At 58.9% G+C, this 16,443-nt stretch carries 15 protein-coding genes; 5 read left to right on the top strand and 10 right to left on the bottom strand.

Annotated elements, in window-relative coordinates:
* Positions 1 to 115 precede the first annotated feature (115 nt).
* The 5 genes from hflD to KGB29_RS04675 all read right to left on the bottom strand — a co-directional run bounded on the left by hflD (position 116) and on the right by KGB29_RS04675 (position 5,295).
* Positions 116 to 739, bottom strand: a complete 624-nt coding sequence (hflD, locus tag KGB29_RS04695) for a high frequency lysogenization protein HflD (RefSeq protein ID WP_057714163.1) — start codon at positions 737 to 739, stop codon at positions 116 to 118.
* On the bottom strand, positions 736 to 1,869 hold the full coding sequence (gene mnmA, locus KGB29_RS04690) for a tRNA 2-thiouridine(34) synthase MnmA (protein WP_150812620.1): 1,134 nt from the start codon (positions 1,867 to 1,869) through the stop codon (positions 736 to 738). Before mnmA ends, hflD begins: the two co-directional genes overlap by 4 nt.
* 59 nt (positions 1,870 to 1,928) lie before the next feature.
* On the bottom strand, positions 1,929 to 2,375 hold the full coding sequence (locus tag KGB29_RS04685) for an NUDIX hydrolase (protein ID WP_150812621.1): 447 nt from the start codon (positions 2,373 to 2,375) through the stop codon (positions 1,929 to 1,931).
* A gap of 199 nt (positions 2,376 to 2,574) precedes the next feature.
* Positions 2,575 to 4,800: an NADP-dependent isocitrate dehydrogenase gene (locus KGB29_RS04680; protein WP_150812622.1), complete on the bottom strand. Its 2,226-nt coding sequence runs from the start codon at positions 4,798 to 4,800 to the stop codon at positions 2,575 to 2,577.
* A gap of 327 nt (positions 4,801 to 5,127) precedes the next feature.
* On the bottom strand, positions 5,128 to 5,295 hold the full coding sequence (locus KGB29_RS04675) for a hypothetical protein (protein WP_167362871.1): 168 nt from the start codon (positions 5,293 to 5,295) through the stop codon (positions 5,128 to 5,130).
* Here KGB29_RS04675 and icd point away from each other — a divergent pair.
* A complete protein-coding gene (gene icd / locus KGB29_RS04670; protein ID WP_007972065.1) occupies positions 5,294 to 6,550 on the top strand; it encodes an NADP-dependent isocitrate dehydrogenase in 1,257 nt (418 codons plus the stop codon). The genes KGB29_RS04675 and icd overlap by 2 nt on opposite strands.
* Positions 6,551 to 6,630: 80 nt before the next feature.
* Here icd and cspD read toward each other — a convergent pair whose 3' ends face one another.
* Positions 6,631 to 6,897 carry a cold shock domain-containing protein CspD gene (gene cspD, locus KGB29_RS04665; protein WP_150812623.1) on the bottom strand — a complete coding sequence of 89 codons (267 nt, stop codon included), beginning with the start codon at positions 6,895 to 6,897 and terminating at the stop codon, positions 6,631 to 6,633.
* 224 nt (positions 6,898 to 7,121) lie between these two features.
* On the opposite strand from cspD, the gene clpS reads away from it, so the two are divergent.
* Both clpS and clpA read left to right on the top strand, forming a co-directional pair.
* The gene (gene clpS / locus KGB29_RS04660) at positions 7,122 to 7,505 is read left to right on the top strand and encodes an ATP-dependent Clp protease adapter ClpS (protein WP_020799529.1); all 384 of its coding nucleotides are present in this window, start codon (positions 7,122 to 7,124) and stop codon (positions 7,503 to 7,505) included.
* 30 nt (positions 7,506 to 7,535) lie between these two features.
* Positions 7,536 to 9,806: an ATP-dependent Clp protease ATP-binding subunit ClpA gene (gene clpA, locus KGB29_RS04655; protein ID WP_057714168.1), complete on the top strand. Its 2,271-nt coding sequence runs from the start codon at positions 7,536 to 7,538 to the stop codon at positions 9,804 to 9,806.
* A 358-nt stretch (positions 9,807 to 10,164) separates the two neighbouring features.
* Here the strand turns inward: clpA and infA are convergent, their stop codons facing one another.
* From infA to trxB, 4 genes are all read right to left on the bottom strand, one after another.
* A complete protein-coding gene (gene infA, locus KGB29_RS04650; protein WP_002553999.1) occupies positions 10,165 to 10,383 on the bottom strand; it encodes a translation initiation factor IF-1 in 219 nt (72 codons plus the stop codon).
* 111 nt (positions 10,384 to 10,494) lie between these two features.
* Entirely contained in the window at positions 10,495 to 11,202 is a 708-nt protein-coding gene (locus KGB29_RS04645) for an arginyltransferase (protein WP_057714169.1), read from the bottom strand.
* A 57-nt stretch (positions 11,203 to 11,259) separates the two neighbouring features.
* Complete coding sequence (gene aat, locus KGB29_RS04640; protein WP_057714170.1) at positions 11,260 to 11,940, bottom strand: leucyl/phenylalanyl-tRNA--protein transferase; 681 nt, start codon at positions 11,938 to 11,940, stop codon at positions 11,260 to 11,262.
* A gap of 62 nt (positions 11,941 to 12,002) precedes the next feature.
* On the bottom strand, positions 12,003 to 12,962 hold the full coding sequence (trxB, locus tag KGB29_RS04635) for a thioredoxin-disulfide reductase (protein ID WP_150814747.1): 960 nt from the start codon (positions 12,960 to 12,962) through the stop codon (positions 12,003 to 12,005).
* A gap of 307 nt (positions 12,963 to 13,269) precedes the next feature.
* On the opposite strand from trxB, the gene KGB29_RS04630 reads away from it, so the two are divergent.
* Together KGB29_RS04630 and lolA are read left to right on the top strand one after the other, a co-directional pair.
* A complete protein-coding gene (locus KGB29_RS04630; RefSeq protein ID WP_150814746.1) occupies positions 13,270 to 15,681 on the top strand; it encodes a DNA translocase FtsK in 2,412 nt (803 codons plus the stop codon).
* A gap of 66 nt (positions 15,682 to 15,747) precedes the next feature.
* A complete protein-coding gene (gene lolA, locus KGB29_RS04625) occupies positions 15,748 to 16,371 on the top strand; it encodes an outer membrane lipoprotein chaperone LolA (protein WP_008049385.1) in 624 nt (207 codons plus the stop codon).
* The last annotated feature ends 72 nt before the right edge of the window (positions 16,372 to 16,443 follow it).

Raw genomic sequence — 16,443 nt, 5'->3', positions numbered from 1 at the left:
TCGGACAGTCGGGCAACGAAATGGGGCGCGTATCATACATGAAAAAATCCGCCGGTCCGTCGCCAACTGACCGGCGTATTACGCGTATTGCTGAGTTCGGTTCTGTCGATGCGGGTTATTCGTTACGCATCAAGGGGTAAAGCTCTTTGAGCAATTTGCGGCGGCTGATCACCAGTTGCCAGCGATGACCGCCCAATTGCCGCCACAGGCGTGCTGAGCGAATGCCGGCCAGCAGCAGGGCGCGAATTTTCGAGGCGTTGCTCGGTTGTTGCAGGTTGCGCATGTCGCCGTGCACCTGAATGCGCTGGCGCAGCGTGCTCAGGGTGTCCTGATACAGCGCACCGCAGGCGGCGATCACGTTTTCGTGGGCCGGGCCGAAGTGTTCGACCTGGGACTGAATCTGCGGCAGGCGTTTGCCGATCACGTCGAGCATGTCGCCGCGTTTGGCCAGTTGACGCTCAAGGCCGAGCATGGCCAGGGCATAACGCAGTGGCTCGCGCTGCAGGGCACTTGGGTCGCGTTCGAGGGCACCGATCAGCGCGCGGTAGCCTTCGCGCAGGTTGATGTCGTCGCCACCATAGACTTCCAGCGTGTCCTTGGGGTCGCGGATCAGCAGGCTGCCGAGCATGCAGCTCAGGCCGGCTTCGTTGGTCTGGCCGGTCTTGGCGATCCTGTCCACCAGCACCGCGGCGAGAAACACCCCGCCCAGTGCCGTCAGTTGCTCCTGAATCGGGTTCATAGGGCCTGGCCCTTGCTCGTCCACGGCTCGGCTACTTCAATCACGCCGCCGCCGAGGCAGATTTCACCGTCATAGAACACCACGGACTGGCCCGGAGTGACCGCGCGTTGCGGATCATCGAAGGTCGCGCGATAACCGGTGGCGGTTTTTTCCAGGGTGCAGGGCTGGTCGCTCTGGCGATAACGCACCTTGGCGGTCAGTTTGCGCGGCTCGGTCAAATCGATCGGGTTGACCCAATAGATGTCCGAGGCGAGCAGGGCGCGGGAGAACAGGTAAGGGTGATCATTGCCCTGGCCAACGATCAGTTCGTTGTGTTCCAGGTCTTTGATCAGCACATACCACGGCTCGTCGCCGGCGTCTTTCAGGCCGCCGATGCCCAGGCCCTGACGCTGGCCGATGGTGTGGTACATCAGGCCGTGGTGACGACCGATGACTTCGCCTTCGGTGGTCTTGATCTCGCCCGGTTGGGCCGGCAGGTATTGCTTGAGGAAGTCGCTGAAGCGGCGTTCGCCGATAAAGCAGATCCCGGTGGAATCCTTTTTCTTCGCGGTCGCCAGCTCGTACTTCTCGGCAATGGCGCGCACTTGCGGTTTTTCCAGCTCGCCGACCGGGAACAGGGTCTTGGCGATCTGTTCGCCACCGACGGCGTGCAGGAAGTAACTCTGGTCCTTGTTCGGGTCCAGGCCCTTGAGCAGTTCGGTGCGACCATCGATGTCGCGGCGACGCACGTAGTGGCCGGTGGCGATCAGGTCGGCGCCAAGCATCATGGCGTAGTCGAGGAACGCCTTGAACTTGATTTCGCGGTTGCACAGGATGTCCGGGTTCGGCGTGCGTCCGGCCTTGTATTCGGCCAGAAAATGCTCGAACACGTTGTCCCAGTACTCGGCGGCGAAGTTGGCGGTGTGCAGCTTGATGCCAATCTTGTCGCACACGGCCTGGGCGTCCGCCAGGTCATCCATGGCGGTGCAGTATTCCGTTCCATCGTCTTCTTCCCAGTTCTTCATGAACAGGCCTTCCACCTCATAACCCTGCTCGATCAGCAGGAGGGCGGAAACGGAAGAGTCCACGCCGCCGGACATGCCGACAATGACGCGCTTCTTTTGTGTGTCAGAAGGGGCTGGATCACGCATAGGGATTCAATGAGTGTCTTGAAAAAGGACGCGATTCTAGCAGGCTCAGGCTCGCAAGGCTAAAGAGAAGGACGGATCAATTCGAGGCCGAAGTGTTGGCCTGCCAGATAGTCGTCGATGCAGCGGATGATCAGCTCGCTGCGCCAGTTGTCGCGCTGCTCGATTAATTCCTCACGGGTCAACCACTTGGCGCCGACGATGCCGTCATCCAGTTGATAATCCGCGTGGTGTTTCAGTGGTTTGGCGATGAAGCAGACCCGCTGGTAGGTCACGCCATTGCTCGGGGCGGTGTAGAGGTAAATGCCCAGTACGCCGGTCGGATCGACGTCCCAGCCGGTTTCCTCGAGGGTTTCGCGCACGGCGGCTTCGGTCAGGGTTTCGTTCGGATCCAGATGGCCGGCGGGCTGATTGAGCACCACGCGTCCGTGCTTGAGTTCCTCGACCATCAGGAAGCGGCCGTTGTCTTCGACGATGGTGGCGACGGTGATGTGGGGTTGCCAATCCATATGGTTTCCTCGGTTTCCAGTGTTGAAATACAGTCAAATGTGGGAGCGGGCTTGCTCGCGAAAGCGGTGGGTCAGTCAACATCGATGTTGAATGATAAACCGCATTCGCGAGCAAGCCCGCTCCCACATGGGGTGTGTGTAAGGTCTGAAAGCACAAACCCCGGCACAGGGCCGGGGTTTGTGATGTTCCCTTACAACCTTAAACCAGCGCAGCGACAGCCGCGTTGAAGGTTGCGCTTGGGCGCATGGCCTTGCTGATCAGTTCGGCGTCGGCGTGGTAGTAACCGCCGATGTCCACTGGCTTGCCCTGAACGGCGTTGAGTTCGGCAACGATGGTCGCCTCGTTCTCGGTCAGGGTCTTGGCCAGGGTCGCGAACTGCGCTTGCAGTGCAGCGTCTTCGGTCTGGGCAGCCAGGGCCTGAGCCCAGTACAGCGCCAGATAGAAGTGGCTGCCGCGGTTGTCGATGTTGCCGACTTTGCGCGATGGCGACTTGTTGTTGTCCAGGAACTGGCCGGTGGCCTGGTCCAGGGTCTTGGCCAGAACCAGCGCCTTGGGGTTGTTGTAGGTCACGCCCAGGTGTTCCAGGGACGCGGCCAGGGCCAGGAATTCACCCAGCGAATCCCAGCGCAGGAAGTTTTCTTCCAGCAGTTGCTGAACGTGCTTCGGAGCCGAGCCGCCGGCGCCGGTTTCGAACAGGCCACCGCCGTTCATCAGCGGCACGATCGACAGCATCTTGGCGCTGGTGCCCAGTTCCATGATCGGGAACAGGTCGGTCAGGTAGTCGCGCAGTACGTTGCCCGTTACCGAGATGGTGTCCTTGCCGGCGCGGGTGCGCTGCAGGGTGTACTTCATCGCGTCGACCGGTGCCATGATCTGGATGTCCAGGCCGGCAGTGTCGTGGTCCTTCAGGTAAGCCTGAACTTTCTCGATCACTACGCCGTCGTGGGCGCGCATCGGGTCCAGCCAGAAGATCGCCGGGGTGCTGCTGGCGCGAGCACGGTTGACGGCCAGTTTGACCCAGTCCTGGATCGGCGCGTCTTTGGTCTGGCACATGCGGAAGATGTCGCCGGCTTCTACAGCCTGTTCCATCAGCAGGTTGCCCTTGCTGTCGGTGACGCGAACAACGCCGTCAGCCTTGATCTGGAAAGTCTTGTCGTGAGAGCCGTACTCTTCGGCTTTCTTCGCCATCAGGCCAACGTTCGGCACGCTGCCCATGGTAGTCGGATCGAACGCACCGTTGGCTTTGCAATCTTCGATCACGGCCTGGTAAATGGTGGCGTAGCAACGGTCAGGGATCACGGCTTTGGTGTCGTGCAACTGGCCGTCGGTGCCCCACATCTTGCCGGAGTCACGGATCATGGCCGGCATCGAGGCGTCGACGATCACGTCGCTCGGCACGTGCAGGTTGGTGATGCCTTTGTCGGAGTTGACCATCGCCAGGGAAGGGCGAACGGCGTAGACCGCCTGGATGTCAGCTTCGATCTGCGCTTGCTGCTCGGCAGGCAAAGCCTTGATGCGAGCGTACAGGTCACCGATGCCGTTGTTCAGGTTGAAGCCGATCTGTGCCAGCACGTCAGCGTGCTTGGCCAGTGCGTCCTTATAGAACTCGGCAACGATCTGGCCGAACATGATCGGGTCGGAGACCTTCATCATGGTGGCTTTCAAGTGAACCGACAGCAGCACGCCTTGTGCCTTGGCGTCTTCGATTTCAGCCGCGATGAAGCTGCGCAGGGCGTTTTTGCTCAGTACCGCGCAATCGAGGATCTCACCGGCTTGTACGCTGGTCTTTTCTTTCAGGACGGTAGCGGTGCCGTCTTGGGCGATCAGCTCGATTTTCACGGCGTCAGCGGCGTCGATCAGGGCGGCTTTTTCGCTGCCGTAGAAATCGCCGTTGCTCATGTGCGCGATGTGGGACTTGGAGTCCTTGGCCCAAGCGCCCATTTTGTGCGGGTGCTTGCGTGCGTAGTTCTTGACCGACAACGGTGCGCGGCGGTCGGAGTTGCCTTCGCGCAGGACCGGGTTCACGGCGCTGCCCTTGATCTTGTCGTAACGCGCCTTGGCTTCCTTGTCGGCGTCGCAGGTCACGGTTTCCGGGTAGTCCGGCAGTGCGTAGCCCTGGGCTTGCAGCTCTTTGATCGCGGCTTGCAGTTGCGGAACCGAGGCGCTGATGTTCGGCAATTTGATGATGTTGGCTTCAGGCGTAACGGCCAGGGCGCCCAGTTCGGCGAGGTGGTCGGCTACGGCTTTGTCACCCAGTTGCTCGGGGAAGCTGGCCAGGATGCGCCCTGCAAGAGAGATATCGCGGGTTTCAACGGCGATATCAGCCGAGGCGGTGAACGCCTCTACGATAGGCAACAGTGAATAGGTGGCGAGGGCAGGAGCTTCGTCGGTGAAGGTATAGATGATCTTCGAGCGGGTGGGCATATTCGGATTAACTCTCTCTTCTTTGCTAAAGCGTGCGCAGAAACTCGAGGGCGCCGGGTAAGCGCGTTCGTTCAAAGTCATCCATGAGCCGAATATCGAGGTTTCGTTGCTGTGATGTTGGGTGCATCAGTAGGGCGTCAAGTAGCCGGACTGCGATAACAGGCCGGCTTGCCGGGCGGAAAGTCTCATCGTAGAGCACTTCAGCCGTCGTGACCCTGTGGTCAGCGGGCGGCATTATACATAGGTAGCTGGCAATCTGCCGATGGTTCATATGCAACGAATGTCGTCCATTGGTCTAAAGGTCGCAGGGGCGAGCAGGGCGTAAGGTCACTCGTCGTGCTTGGTTTTGGCGCTTTTCCCTTTGCTTTCAGGCTTGTAGCGCGCGAGTTGCAAGGCTTTGCGCCAGATCGATGGAACATAGGGTTTGCGCGCCGATTCAACTGGGTTACGCTCGAACCAAGCCAGATGTTCAATCCAATCAATGGAGTTCAGCATGGGTTACAAGAAGATTCAGGTTCCAGCCGTCGGCGACAAAATCACCGTCAATGCAGACCATTCTCTCAATGTTCCTAATAACCCGATCATCCCCTTCATCGAAGGTGACGGCATTGGTGTCGACATCAGCCCGGTCATGATCAAGGTTGTCGATGCTGCTGTTAAGAAGGCCTACGGTGGCGAACGCAAGATTTCCTGGATGGAAGTGTACGCCGGGGAGAAAGCGACTCAGGTTTACGATCAGGACACCTGGCTGCCTCAGGAAACCCTGGACGCGGTCAAGGATTACGTGGTTTCCATCAAGGGCCCGCTGACCACCCCGGTCGGTGGCGGCATCCGTTCCCTGAACGTGGCCCTGCGTCAGCAACTCGACCTGTACGTCTGCCTGCGCCCGGTGCGTTGGTTCGAAGGCGTGCCTAGCCCGGTCAAGAAGCCAGGCGATGTCGACATGACCATCTTCCGCGAGAACTCCGAAGACATCTATGCGGGCATCGAGTGGAAGGCCGGTACGCCGGAAGCCACCAAGGTCATCAAGTTCCTGAAAGAAGAAATGGGCGTTACCAAGATCCGTTTCGACGAGAACTGCGGTATCGGCGTCAAGCCGGTGTCCCTGCAGGGCACCAAGCGTCTGGCGCGCAAGGCCCTGCAATATGTGGTCGACAACGATCGCGATTCGCTGACCATCGTACACAAAGGCAACATCATGAAGTTCACCGAAGGTGCCTTCAAGGAATGGGCCTACGAAGTGGCGGCTGAAGAGTTCGGCGCGACCCTGCTCGACGGTGGCCCGTGGATGCAGTTCAAGAACCCGAAAACCGGCAAGAACGTCATCGTCAAGGATGCCATCGCCGATGCCATGCTCCAGCAGATCCTGCTGCGCCCGGCCGAGTACGATGTGATCGCGACCCTGAACCTGAACGGCGACTACCTCTCCGACGCCCTGGCGGCGGAAGTGGGCGGTATCGGTATTGCGCCGGGTGCCAACCTGTCCGACACCGTCGCCATGTTCGAAGCCACCCACGGTACGGCGCCGAAGTACGCCGGCAAGGACCAGGTCAACCCAGGGTCGTTGATCCTGTCGGCTGAAATGATGCTGCGCCACATGGGCTGGACCGAAGCGGCCGACCTGATCATCAAGGGCACCAACGGCGCGATTTCCGCCAAGACCGTGACCTATGACTTCGAGCGTCTGATGGAGGGCGCGAAACTGGTGTCGTCTTCCGGCTTCGGTGATGCGCTGATCTCGCACATGTAAGAAAACGCAGGCACACAAAAACCGCCTGATTCAAGTAGATGAGTCAGGCGGTTTTTTTATGGCGCTATGACGGTGTGGACTTACACTGTAACGGTCTGTTGCGGGGCGGATGCCGTTGCTTTCGAAGCGCCCGCCGGGTTGCCGATGTTGACCGCGTGCAGGCCTTTGGGGCCCTGGATGATATCGAATACGACAGCTTGTCCGGCTTTCAGGGTTTTATAACCTTCCATCTGGATGGCGGAGTAGTGGGCAAACAGGTCTTCTGTCTTGCCGTCCTCATTGATGAAACCGTAACCCTTGGCATTGTTGAACCATTTGACCTTGCCGCTGACCTTGCCGCCTGACATACCCAACTCCCTCTGCAACAGACTCCATCACTGGAGTATCATCCAGTACATCCGCAGTCGAATCTGTAAATAAGATTGACTCCGCGGACCTTTTTTACCCACTGTGGGCTCTATTGGTTGTAACACCGTTTTGCCGATAGTCAAGCTGACCCGGCAGTCGGAGTTGAAATCGCTGATAGCCGCCCCCACCACTGTATTTGAACAACTGACGAACCTTTCTTTCCATGCATGCAATCAGCCAGATTCGACTAACATTCAATCAGGATCGCCCGACTCTCCAGAAGGATCGCCCGGAGGAACACGACGACGATTCCGCAGGCATTGCTGTTCAGGAGGCCAAGCCTGCTTTACAGGCGCCGCCGATGTACAAGGTGGTTTTGTTCAATGATGACTACACACCGATGGATTTCGTCGTCGAAGTGCTCGAGGTGTTTTTTAACCTGAATCGCGAGCTGGCGACCAAGGTCATGCTGGCCGTCCACACAGAAGGACGGGCAGTATGTGGAGTGTTTACCCGCGACATCGCCGAGACCAAGGCCATGCAGGTCAACCAGTACGCCAGGGAAAGCCAGCATCCGCTACTCTGTGAAATCGAGAAGGACGGTTAATCGCCGGACACTTGGGTATGAGGTGAAGCTATGTTAAACCGCGAGCTCGAAGTCACCCTCAATCTTGCCTTCAAGGAAGCTCGTTCGAAGCGTCATGAGTTCATGACCGTCGAGCACCTCTTGCTGGCCCTATTGGACAATGAGGCTGCCGCCACCGTTCTGCGTGCGTGCGGCGCAAACCTCGACAAACTCAAGCATGACCTGCAGGAGTTCATCGACTCCACCACGCCATTGATCCCCGTGCATGACGAGGATCGCGAAACCCAGCCAACCCTGGGCTTCCAGCGTGTACTGCAACGTGCTGTGTTTCACGTACAGAGCTCGGGCAAACGCGAAGTGACTGGCGCCAACGTGCTGGTCGCGATCTTCAGTGAGCAAGAGAGTCAGGCGGTGTTCCTGCTGAAACAGCAGAGCGTTGCCCGTATAGATGTCGTCAACTACATCGCCCATGGCATTTCCAAAGTGCCGGGGCATGGCGATCACTCTGAAGGTGAGCAAGATATGCAGGACGACGAGGGCGGTGAGTCTTCTTCCTCAGGCAATCCCCTGGATGCTTATGCCAGCAACCTCAACGAACTCGCGCGCCAGGGTCGCATCGATCCGCTGGTGGGGCGTGAGCTGGAAGTCGAGCGCGTTGCGCAGATCCTGGCGCGTCGGCGCAAAAACAATCCGCTGCTGGTGGGCGAGGCGGGCGTGGGTAAAACCGCGATTGCCGAAGGCCTGGCCAAGCGCATTGTCGACGACCAGGTACCGGACCTGCTGGCCAACAGCGTGGTTTACTCTCTTGATCTCGGCGCGTTGCTGGCCGGGACCAAATACCGTGGCGATTTCGAGAAGCGCTTCAAGGCGTTGCTCAATGAACTGAAAAAACGTCCGCAGGCGATTCTGTTCATCGACGAGATCCACACCATCATTGGTGCGGGTGCCGCGTCCGGTGGCGTCATGGATGCCTCGAACCTGCTCAAGCCGCTGCTGTCCTCGGGTGATATCCGTTGCATCGGTTCAACCACCTTCCAGGAATTCCGCGGCATCTTCGAGAAGGACCGTGCCTTGGCCCGGCGCTTCCAGAAGGTCGATGTGTCGGAGCCTTCGGTGGAAGACACCATTGGCATTCTGCGCGGCCTGAAAGGGCGTTTCGAAAGCCATCACAATATCGAATACAGTGATGAGGCCCTGCGCGCGGCTGCCGAACTGGCCTCGCGTTACATCAATGACCGTCATATGCCGGACAAGGCCATCGATGTCATCGACGAGGCGGGTGCCTATCAGCGCCTGCAACCGGTCGAGAAGCGTGTGAAGCGCATCGAAGTGCCGCAAGTCGAGGACATCGTCGCGAAAATCGCGCGCATTCCGCCAAAACACGTCACCAGTTCCGACAAGGAGCTGCTGCGTAACCTGGAGCGTGACCTGAAGTTGACCGTGTTCGGTCAGGATGCCGCTATCGACTCGCTGGCAACTGCGATCAAGCTGTCCCGTGCCGGCCTCAAGTCCCCTGACAAGCCTGTCGGTTCGTTCCTGTTCGCAGGGCCTACCGGTGTCGGTAAGACCGAAGCGGCGCGTCAGTTGGCCAAGGCCTTGGGTGTCGAGTTGATTCGTTTCGACATGTCCGAGTACATGGAGCGCCACACCGTATCGCGTCTGATCGGTGCGCCTCCTGGTTATGTCGGGTTCGATCAGGGCGGTCTGCTCACCGAAGCCATTACCAAGCAGCCACACTGCGTGTTGTTGCTCGATGAAATCGAAAAGGCGCATCCGGAAGTCTTCAACCTGCTGCTGCAGGTCATGGACCACGGTACGTTGACCGATAACAACGGGCGCAAGGCGGATTTCCGTAACGTGATCGTCATCATGACGACCAACGCCGGTGCCGAGACTGCAGCCCGCGCTTCGATCGGTTTCACCTATCAGGATCACTCGTCCGATGCGATGGAAGTGATCAAGAAGAGCTTCACGCCGGAATTCCGCAACCGTCTGGACACCATCATCCAGTTTGGTCGCCTCAGTCATGAGGTTATCAAGAGCGTGGTGGACAAGTTCCTTACCGAGCTTCAGGCGCAACTGGAAGACAAGCGAGTGTTGCTGGAAGTCACCGATGCGGCCCGCAACTGGCTGGCCGAAGGTGGTTATGACGCGGCGATGGGGGCTCGCCCAATGGCTCGCCTGATCCAGGACAAGATCAAGCGTCCGCTGGCGGAGGAGATTCTCTTTGGCGAACTGGCCGAGCATGGCGGTGTGGTACACATCGACATCAAGGACGGGGAGCTGACCTTCGAGTTCGAGACCACGGCCGAGATGGCCTGACGTTCAAAAGCAAAACAAAAAGGCGCCGAAAGGCGCCTTTTTGCTGTCTGTTGATCGGCATATCCGCTGTCTGTAGGAGCGAGCCTGCTCGCGATGGTCGTTAACGATGACGCGGGAAGTCTGGTTTCACGTGGCGCCCTCGGGTTTTTCGCGAGCAGGCTCGCTCCTACAGGGGGGAGGTAAATTACAGACAAACAAAAACGCCCGGCATAAGCCGGGCGTTTTGTATTGACTTGCTTAGCGAGTGAGCCCTATCTCTGTAGGAGCGAGCTTGCTCGCGATGTTCGTCAATGATGATGCGGGGACTCTGACTTGACGCGGTACCGTCAGGTTTTTCGCGAGCAAGCTCGCTCCAACCTTATCGAGCGCGGTAAGTGATGCGCCCTTTGCTCAAGTCATAAGGAGTCAGCTCTACGCGCACTTTGTCGCCGGTAAGAATACGGATGTAGTTCTTGCGCATCTTGCCGGAGATGTGCGCGGTTACGACGTGCCCATTTTCCAACTCCACACGAAACATGGTGTTGGGCAGGGTGTCGACGACAGTGCCTTCCATTTCGAAGCTGTCTTCTTTCGACATGCAGTAAAGCCCTCGGTGTCCAATGAATGGCCCGGTGCAACTGCGCCAGGCAAAAGCGGCGTGCATTGTGCCCGAAAAATGGGGTTTAAGCCAAGGGGTTTAGGGTCTGCTCTAGTTTAGAACCACCCAGCGCTGATTAATCAGCAACTCGATAGGGCGATATTGAGTCTTGTAGTTCATTTTTTTGCAGTTTTTGATCCAGTAGCCGAGGTAGACCGCATCCAGCCCTAGCCGCCTGGCCTCGGCGATTTGCCACAGGATCGCATAGCGCCCAAGGCTGCGACGCTCTTCGGAGGGTTCGTAGAAGGTGTAGACCGCCGAAAGACCGTTCGGCAGTAAATCGGTGACGGCGACGGCCAGCAGCCGGCCATTCAGGCGAAATTCATAAAATCTTGAAAACGGCAGGTCCCGCACCAGGAATGTCGAAAACTGGTCACGACTCGGCGGGTACATGTCGCCATCGGCGTGACGCTGTTCGATATAGCGCTGGTAGAGGTCGAAGTATTCTTCGTTGAAGCCGGGCTTGGCTGGACGTACCTGCAAATCCACGTTGCGCTTGAAGATGCGTTTCTGTTGCCGGTTGGGCGTGAACTGTCCCACGGGAATGCGCGCCGGAACGCAGGCATTGCAATTCTGGCAATGCGGCCGATAGAGATGATCGCCACTGCGACGAAACCCCATCTCCGACAGGTCTGCATAGACATGCACATCCATGGGCTGGCTAGGATCGAGGAACAGGGTTGTGGCCTGCTCCTCCGGCAGATAACTGCAAGAGTGCGGCTGAGTGGCATAAAACTTCAATCGCGCCAACTCGGTCATGATCAACCCTCGGGATAATGCTTTTGAATAAGTGTAAGCCACCTGCGCAAAAGTCGCTCAGCAAACCCAGCTAGCGCGATTGGGCTGGTCCAGATGCCTGGCCAGATAGTTGGCAAATTCATGGCGGGGTATCGCCCGGGCTCCGAGACTGTGCAGGTGATCGGTGGGCATCTGGCAATCGATCAGTACAAAACCCGAGTCTTTCAGATGCCGCACCAGTGTGGCAAAGCCGAATTTCGAGGCGTTGTCAGCGAGGCTGAACATGGACTCACCGAAAAACAGCTGGCCCATTGCCAGGCCGTAGAGTCCGCCCACCAGTTCGTCCCCGTCCCACACTTCCACCGAGTGCGCGTGGCCACGCCTGTGCAGTTCGATGTAGGCGTCCTGCATGGCCTCCGTGATCCAGGTGCCGTCGGCGTAATCCCGGGGCGCGGCACAGGCGCGGATGACGGCGGCGAAGTCCTGGTCAAAGGTCACTTGATAGCGTTGCTGGCGTAGCAGTTTGTTCAGGCTGCGCGAGACGTGCAATTCGTCGGGAAACAGCACCGTACGCGGGTCCGGAGACCACCAGAGGATTGGCTGGCCCTCGGAGAACCAGGGGAAACAGCCGTGGCGATAAGCCGAGATCAGCCGATCGGCGGACAGATCACCACCGGCAGCCAGCAGCCCGTTGGGGTCGCGCATGGCCTTTTCCAGTGGAGGGAAATGCAAGGTATTGCGTTGTAACCAAGTCAGCATGGCATCCGGGCTTGCAGAAGGGGAGGGCAGTGGCGGGTGTTGGCCCGCCATAAAGTTTGCCTTCAAACGGTTGGAATGTCGTCCAGGTATTTTTCAGCGTCCAGCGCCGCCATGCAACCGGCACCGGCAGATGTAACGGCCTGGCGATAAACGTGGTCGGCCACGTCACCGGCGGCAAACACACCTGCAATCGCCGTAGCGGTGGCATAGCCTTCGCTGCCACCCTTGACCAGCAGATACCCGTCGCGCATTTCCAGCTGGCCTGTGAACAGGTCGGTGTTGGGTTTATGGCCGATGGCGATAAACACCCCGGCCAGCGACAGCTCCCGGGTTTCACCCGTGTGACTGTCCCGCAGGCGGGCACCGGTCACGCCGCTGGCATCGCCGAGCACTTCGTCCAGGTTTTGGTTCCAGTGCAGGCGAACATTGCCGTTGGCGGCCTTTTCAAAGAGTTTGTCCTGGAGGATTTTCTCCGAGCGCAGTTTGTCGCGCCGATGGATCAGGTGCACTTCTTTGGCGATGTTCGACAGGTACAAGGCTTCCTCGACCGCCGTGTTGCCGCCGCCGACCACGGCAACCACTTGATTGCGATAGAAAAATCCATCACAGGTCGCGCACGCCGAAACCCCTTTGCCGGCGAACGCTTCTTCCGACGGCAGGCCCAGGTATTGCGCGGAGGCGCCGGTGGCAATTATCAAGGCGTCGCAGGTGTAGGTGCCGCCATCGCCGATCAGCTCGAACGGTCGTTGTTGCAACTTGGCGGTATGGATGTGGTCGTAAACGATCTCGGTGGCAAAGCGTTCGGCGTGTTTTTGCATGCGATCCATCAGCACCGGTCCGGTCAGGCCTTCAACGTCGCCTGGCCAGTTATCCACTTCGACGGTGGTGGTGAGCTGGCCGCCTGCCTGGATGCCGGTAATGACAACCGGCTTGAGGTTGGCGCGGGCGGCATAAACTGCCGCGCTGTAACCGGCAGGGCCGGAGCCCAGGATAATCAGGCGGGAATGCTTCGCTTCACTCATAAAAAACACCTCATAAGCCTTTGTCACCAAAGAGAATGCATGCTCAAATTGAATGGCATGTCATGTGCTGTTGACTATGCTGCATCCAAGGGTCTCAAGCATGGCGTCGTGCGTACAAACCCGTACAATGCCCTGCGTGTTACATATATTCAGTGTGCGCCGTGTTTATAGAAACAGGGGTGCAGTGTTAAAAGTAGTCCCGGTTACACGTGTTAACTTTATTACCTGCCTGGATTGGGCAGTTTTTTCGCGGTTTTTATAGACATTCACCAGATGGACGCGCCATTGGCGCAGGAAAAGAAGCGTTTTGAAGAAATCCACCGCAGCACCCAAACCAGCCGTCGTGCCGCTCTGGCGCCAGCACTTGCACTACCGACTCAAGGAAGGTGCGCTGATCGCCATCGGTGCCTTGTGCCTGTTCCTGATGATGGCCTTGTTGACCTATGGCAAGGATGATCCGGGCTGGAGCCATAACAGCAAGATCGACGACGTGCAGAACTTCGGCGGGCCAGCGGGCTCCTACAGCGCCGATATCCTGTTCATGGTGCTGGGTTACTTCGCCTACATCTTTCCGTTGCTGCTGGCCATCAAGGCGTACCAGATCTTCCGCCAGCGTCACGAACCGTGGCAGTGGAGCGGGTGGCTGTTCTCCTGGCGCCTGATCGGCCTGGTGTTCCTGGTGCTGTCGGGCGCCGCTCTGGCCCATATCCATTTTCATGCCGCGACCGGTCTGCCGGCCGGTGCGGGCGGTGCGCTGGGGGAAAGCCTCGGCGAACTGGCCAGGAACGCCCTGAATATCCAGGGCAGTACGCTGTTGTTCATTGCGTTATTCCTGTTCGGCCTGACCGTGTTTACCGACCTGTCGTGGTTCAAGGTGATGGACATCACCGGCAAGATCACCCTCGACCTGTTCGAACTGTTCCAGGGCGCCGCCAATCGCTGGTGGGCGGCCCGTACCGAGCGCAAACAGCTGGTTGCCCAGTTGCGTGAAGTCGACGACCGTATGGATGAAGTGGTTGCGCCGACCGTCACCGACAAACGCGAGCAGGCCAAGGTCAAGGAGCGCCTGATCGAACGTGAGCAAGCCCTGAGCAAGCACATGTCCGAGCGCGAGAAGCAGGTGCCGCCGGTGATTGCGCCCGCGCCGCCAAAGCCCGCCGCACCGAGCAAACGCGTCGAGAAAGAGAAGCAGGCGCCGCTGTTTGTCGACAGCGCCGTGGAAGGCACCTTGCCGCCGATTTCGATTCTCGATCCGGCGGAAAAGAAACAACTCAATTACTCGCCTGAATCCCTGGCTGCGGTTGGCCACTTGCTGGAAATCAAGCTCAAGGAATTCGGCGTTGAAGTCGCAGTGGATTCGATCCACCCGGGCCCGGTGATCACTCGTTACGAAATCCAGCCGGCGGCCGGGGTAAAAGTCAGCCGAATCTCCAACCTGGCCAAAGACTTGGCCCGTTCCCTGGCCGTGACCAGCGTGCGCGTGGTGGAAGTGATTCCGGGCAAGACCACGGTCGGTATCGAGATTCCCAACGAAGATCGGCAGATCGTGCGTTTCTCCGAGGTGTTGTCGACTCCGGAGTACGACAACTTCAAATCCCCGGTCACCCTGGCCCTGGGCCATGACATCGGCGGCAAGCCGGTCATCACCGACCTTGCGAAAATGCCGCACTTGCTGGTCGCCGGTACCACCGGTTCCGGTAAGTCGGTGGGTGTGAACGCGATGATCCTGTCGATCCTGTTCAAGTCTGGCCCGGAAGACGCCAAACTGATCATGATCGACCCGAAAATGCTGGAACTGTCGATCTACGAAGGCATTCCGCACCTGCTGTGCCCGGTTGTCACCGACATGAAGGACGCCGCCAACGCCCTGCGCTGGAGCGTTGCCGAGATGGAGCGACGCTACAAGTTGATGGCCAAGATGGGGGTGCGAAACCTGTCGGGCTTCAACGCCAAGGTCAAGGAAGCCCAGGACGCCGGCGAGCCGTTGAGCGATCCGCTGTACAAGCGCGAAAGCATCCACGACGAAGCGCCACTGCTGCAGAAGCTGCCGACCATCGTGGTCGTAGTCGACGAATTCGCCGACATGATGATGATCGTCGGCAAGAAGGTTGAAGAACTGATCGCCCGTATCGCGCAAAAGGCTCGTGCGGCCGGTATCCACTTGATCCTTGCGACCCAGCGTCCGTCGGTGGATGTGATCACCGGTCTGATCAAGGCCAACATCCCGACCCGCATGGCGTTCCAGGTATCGAGCAAGATCGACTCGCGGACCATCATCGACCAGGGCGGCGCCGAACAACTGCTGGGCCACGGAGACATGCTCTACATGCCGCCGGGTACCAGCCTGCCGATTCGTGTTCACGGTGCTTTCGTGTCCGACGATGAGGTTCACCGCGTGGTGGAAGCCTGGAAGCTGCGGGGTGCGCCGGAATACAACGACGACATCCTCAATGGCGTCGAAGAGGCGGGCAGCGGCTTTGAAGGCAGCAGCGGTGGCGGCGACGGTGACGATCCCGAGGCCGACGCGCTGTACGACGAAGCGGTCCAGTTCGTGCTGGAAAGCCGTCGTGCCTCCATTTCCGCGGTTCAGCGCAAGCTGAAGATCGGCTACAACCGCGCTGCGCGCATGATCGAAGCCATGGAAACGGCCGGGGTCGTGACGTCCATGAACACCAACGGTTCGCGAGAAGTCCTGGCCCCGGGGCCGGTGCGCGACTGACCCGAGTATGAAAGGGGGGGCGCCTTTTGCGCCGCCCGCACTCCCACGAATGTTATGAGGACTCCCATGCGTCTGATCCGCATGCTGTTGCTGCCGGTACTGGCCTTGACCACGCTCCAGGCTAACGCCGATGACAAGGACGTGGCGCGCCTGACCCAACTGCTGGAAAAATCCCAGACCCTGACCGCACGTTTCTCGCAACTGACCCTTGATGGCACAGGCACTCAATTGCAGGAAACCGCCGGCGAGATGTCCTTGCAGCGTCCGGGCCTGTTCTACTGGCACACCGATGCGCCGGCCGAACAGACCATGATCTCCGATGGCAAGAAAGTCACCTTGTGGGACCCGGACCTGGAACAGGCCACCATCAAGAACCTCGACCAGCGCCTGACCCAGACCCCGGCCTTGCTGTTGTCCGGTGACGTGTCGAAGATCAGCCAGAGCTTCGACATCAGTGCCAAGGAAGCCGGCGGCGTGATTGACTTCACCTTGAAGCCGAAGACCAAGGACACCCTGTTCGACAGCCTGCGCCTGTCGTTCCGCAATGGCCTGGTCAATGATATGCAACTGATCGACAGCGTCGGCCAGCGCACCAATATCCTGTTCACCGGGGTGAAGGCGAACGAGCCGATCCCTGCGTCCAAGTTCAAGTTCGATATTCCCAAGGGCGCGGACGTCATTCAGGAATAAACGGCTGATGCAAAACCTGTGGGAGCGAGCTTGCTCGCGATAGCGTTGGGTCAGTCGACATAAATGTTGAAT

Source organism: Pseudomonas sp. BF-B-30, from assembly GCF_019956305.1.
GTDB lineage: Bacteria > Pseudomonadota > Gammaproteobacteria > Pseudomonadales > Pseudomonadaceae > Aquipseudomonas > Aquipseudomonas jessenii.
The sequence above is the reverse complement of the archived record's forward strand: the minus strand, read 5'-3'. Positions and strand labels throughout refer to the sequence as shown.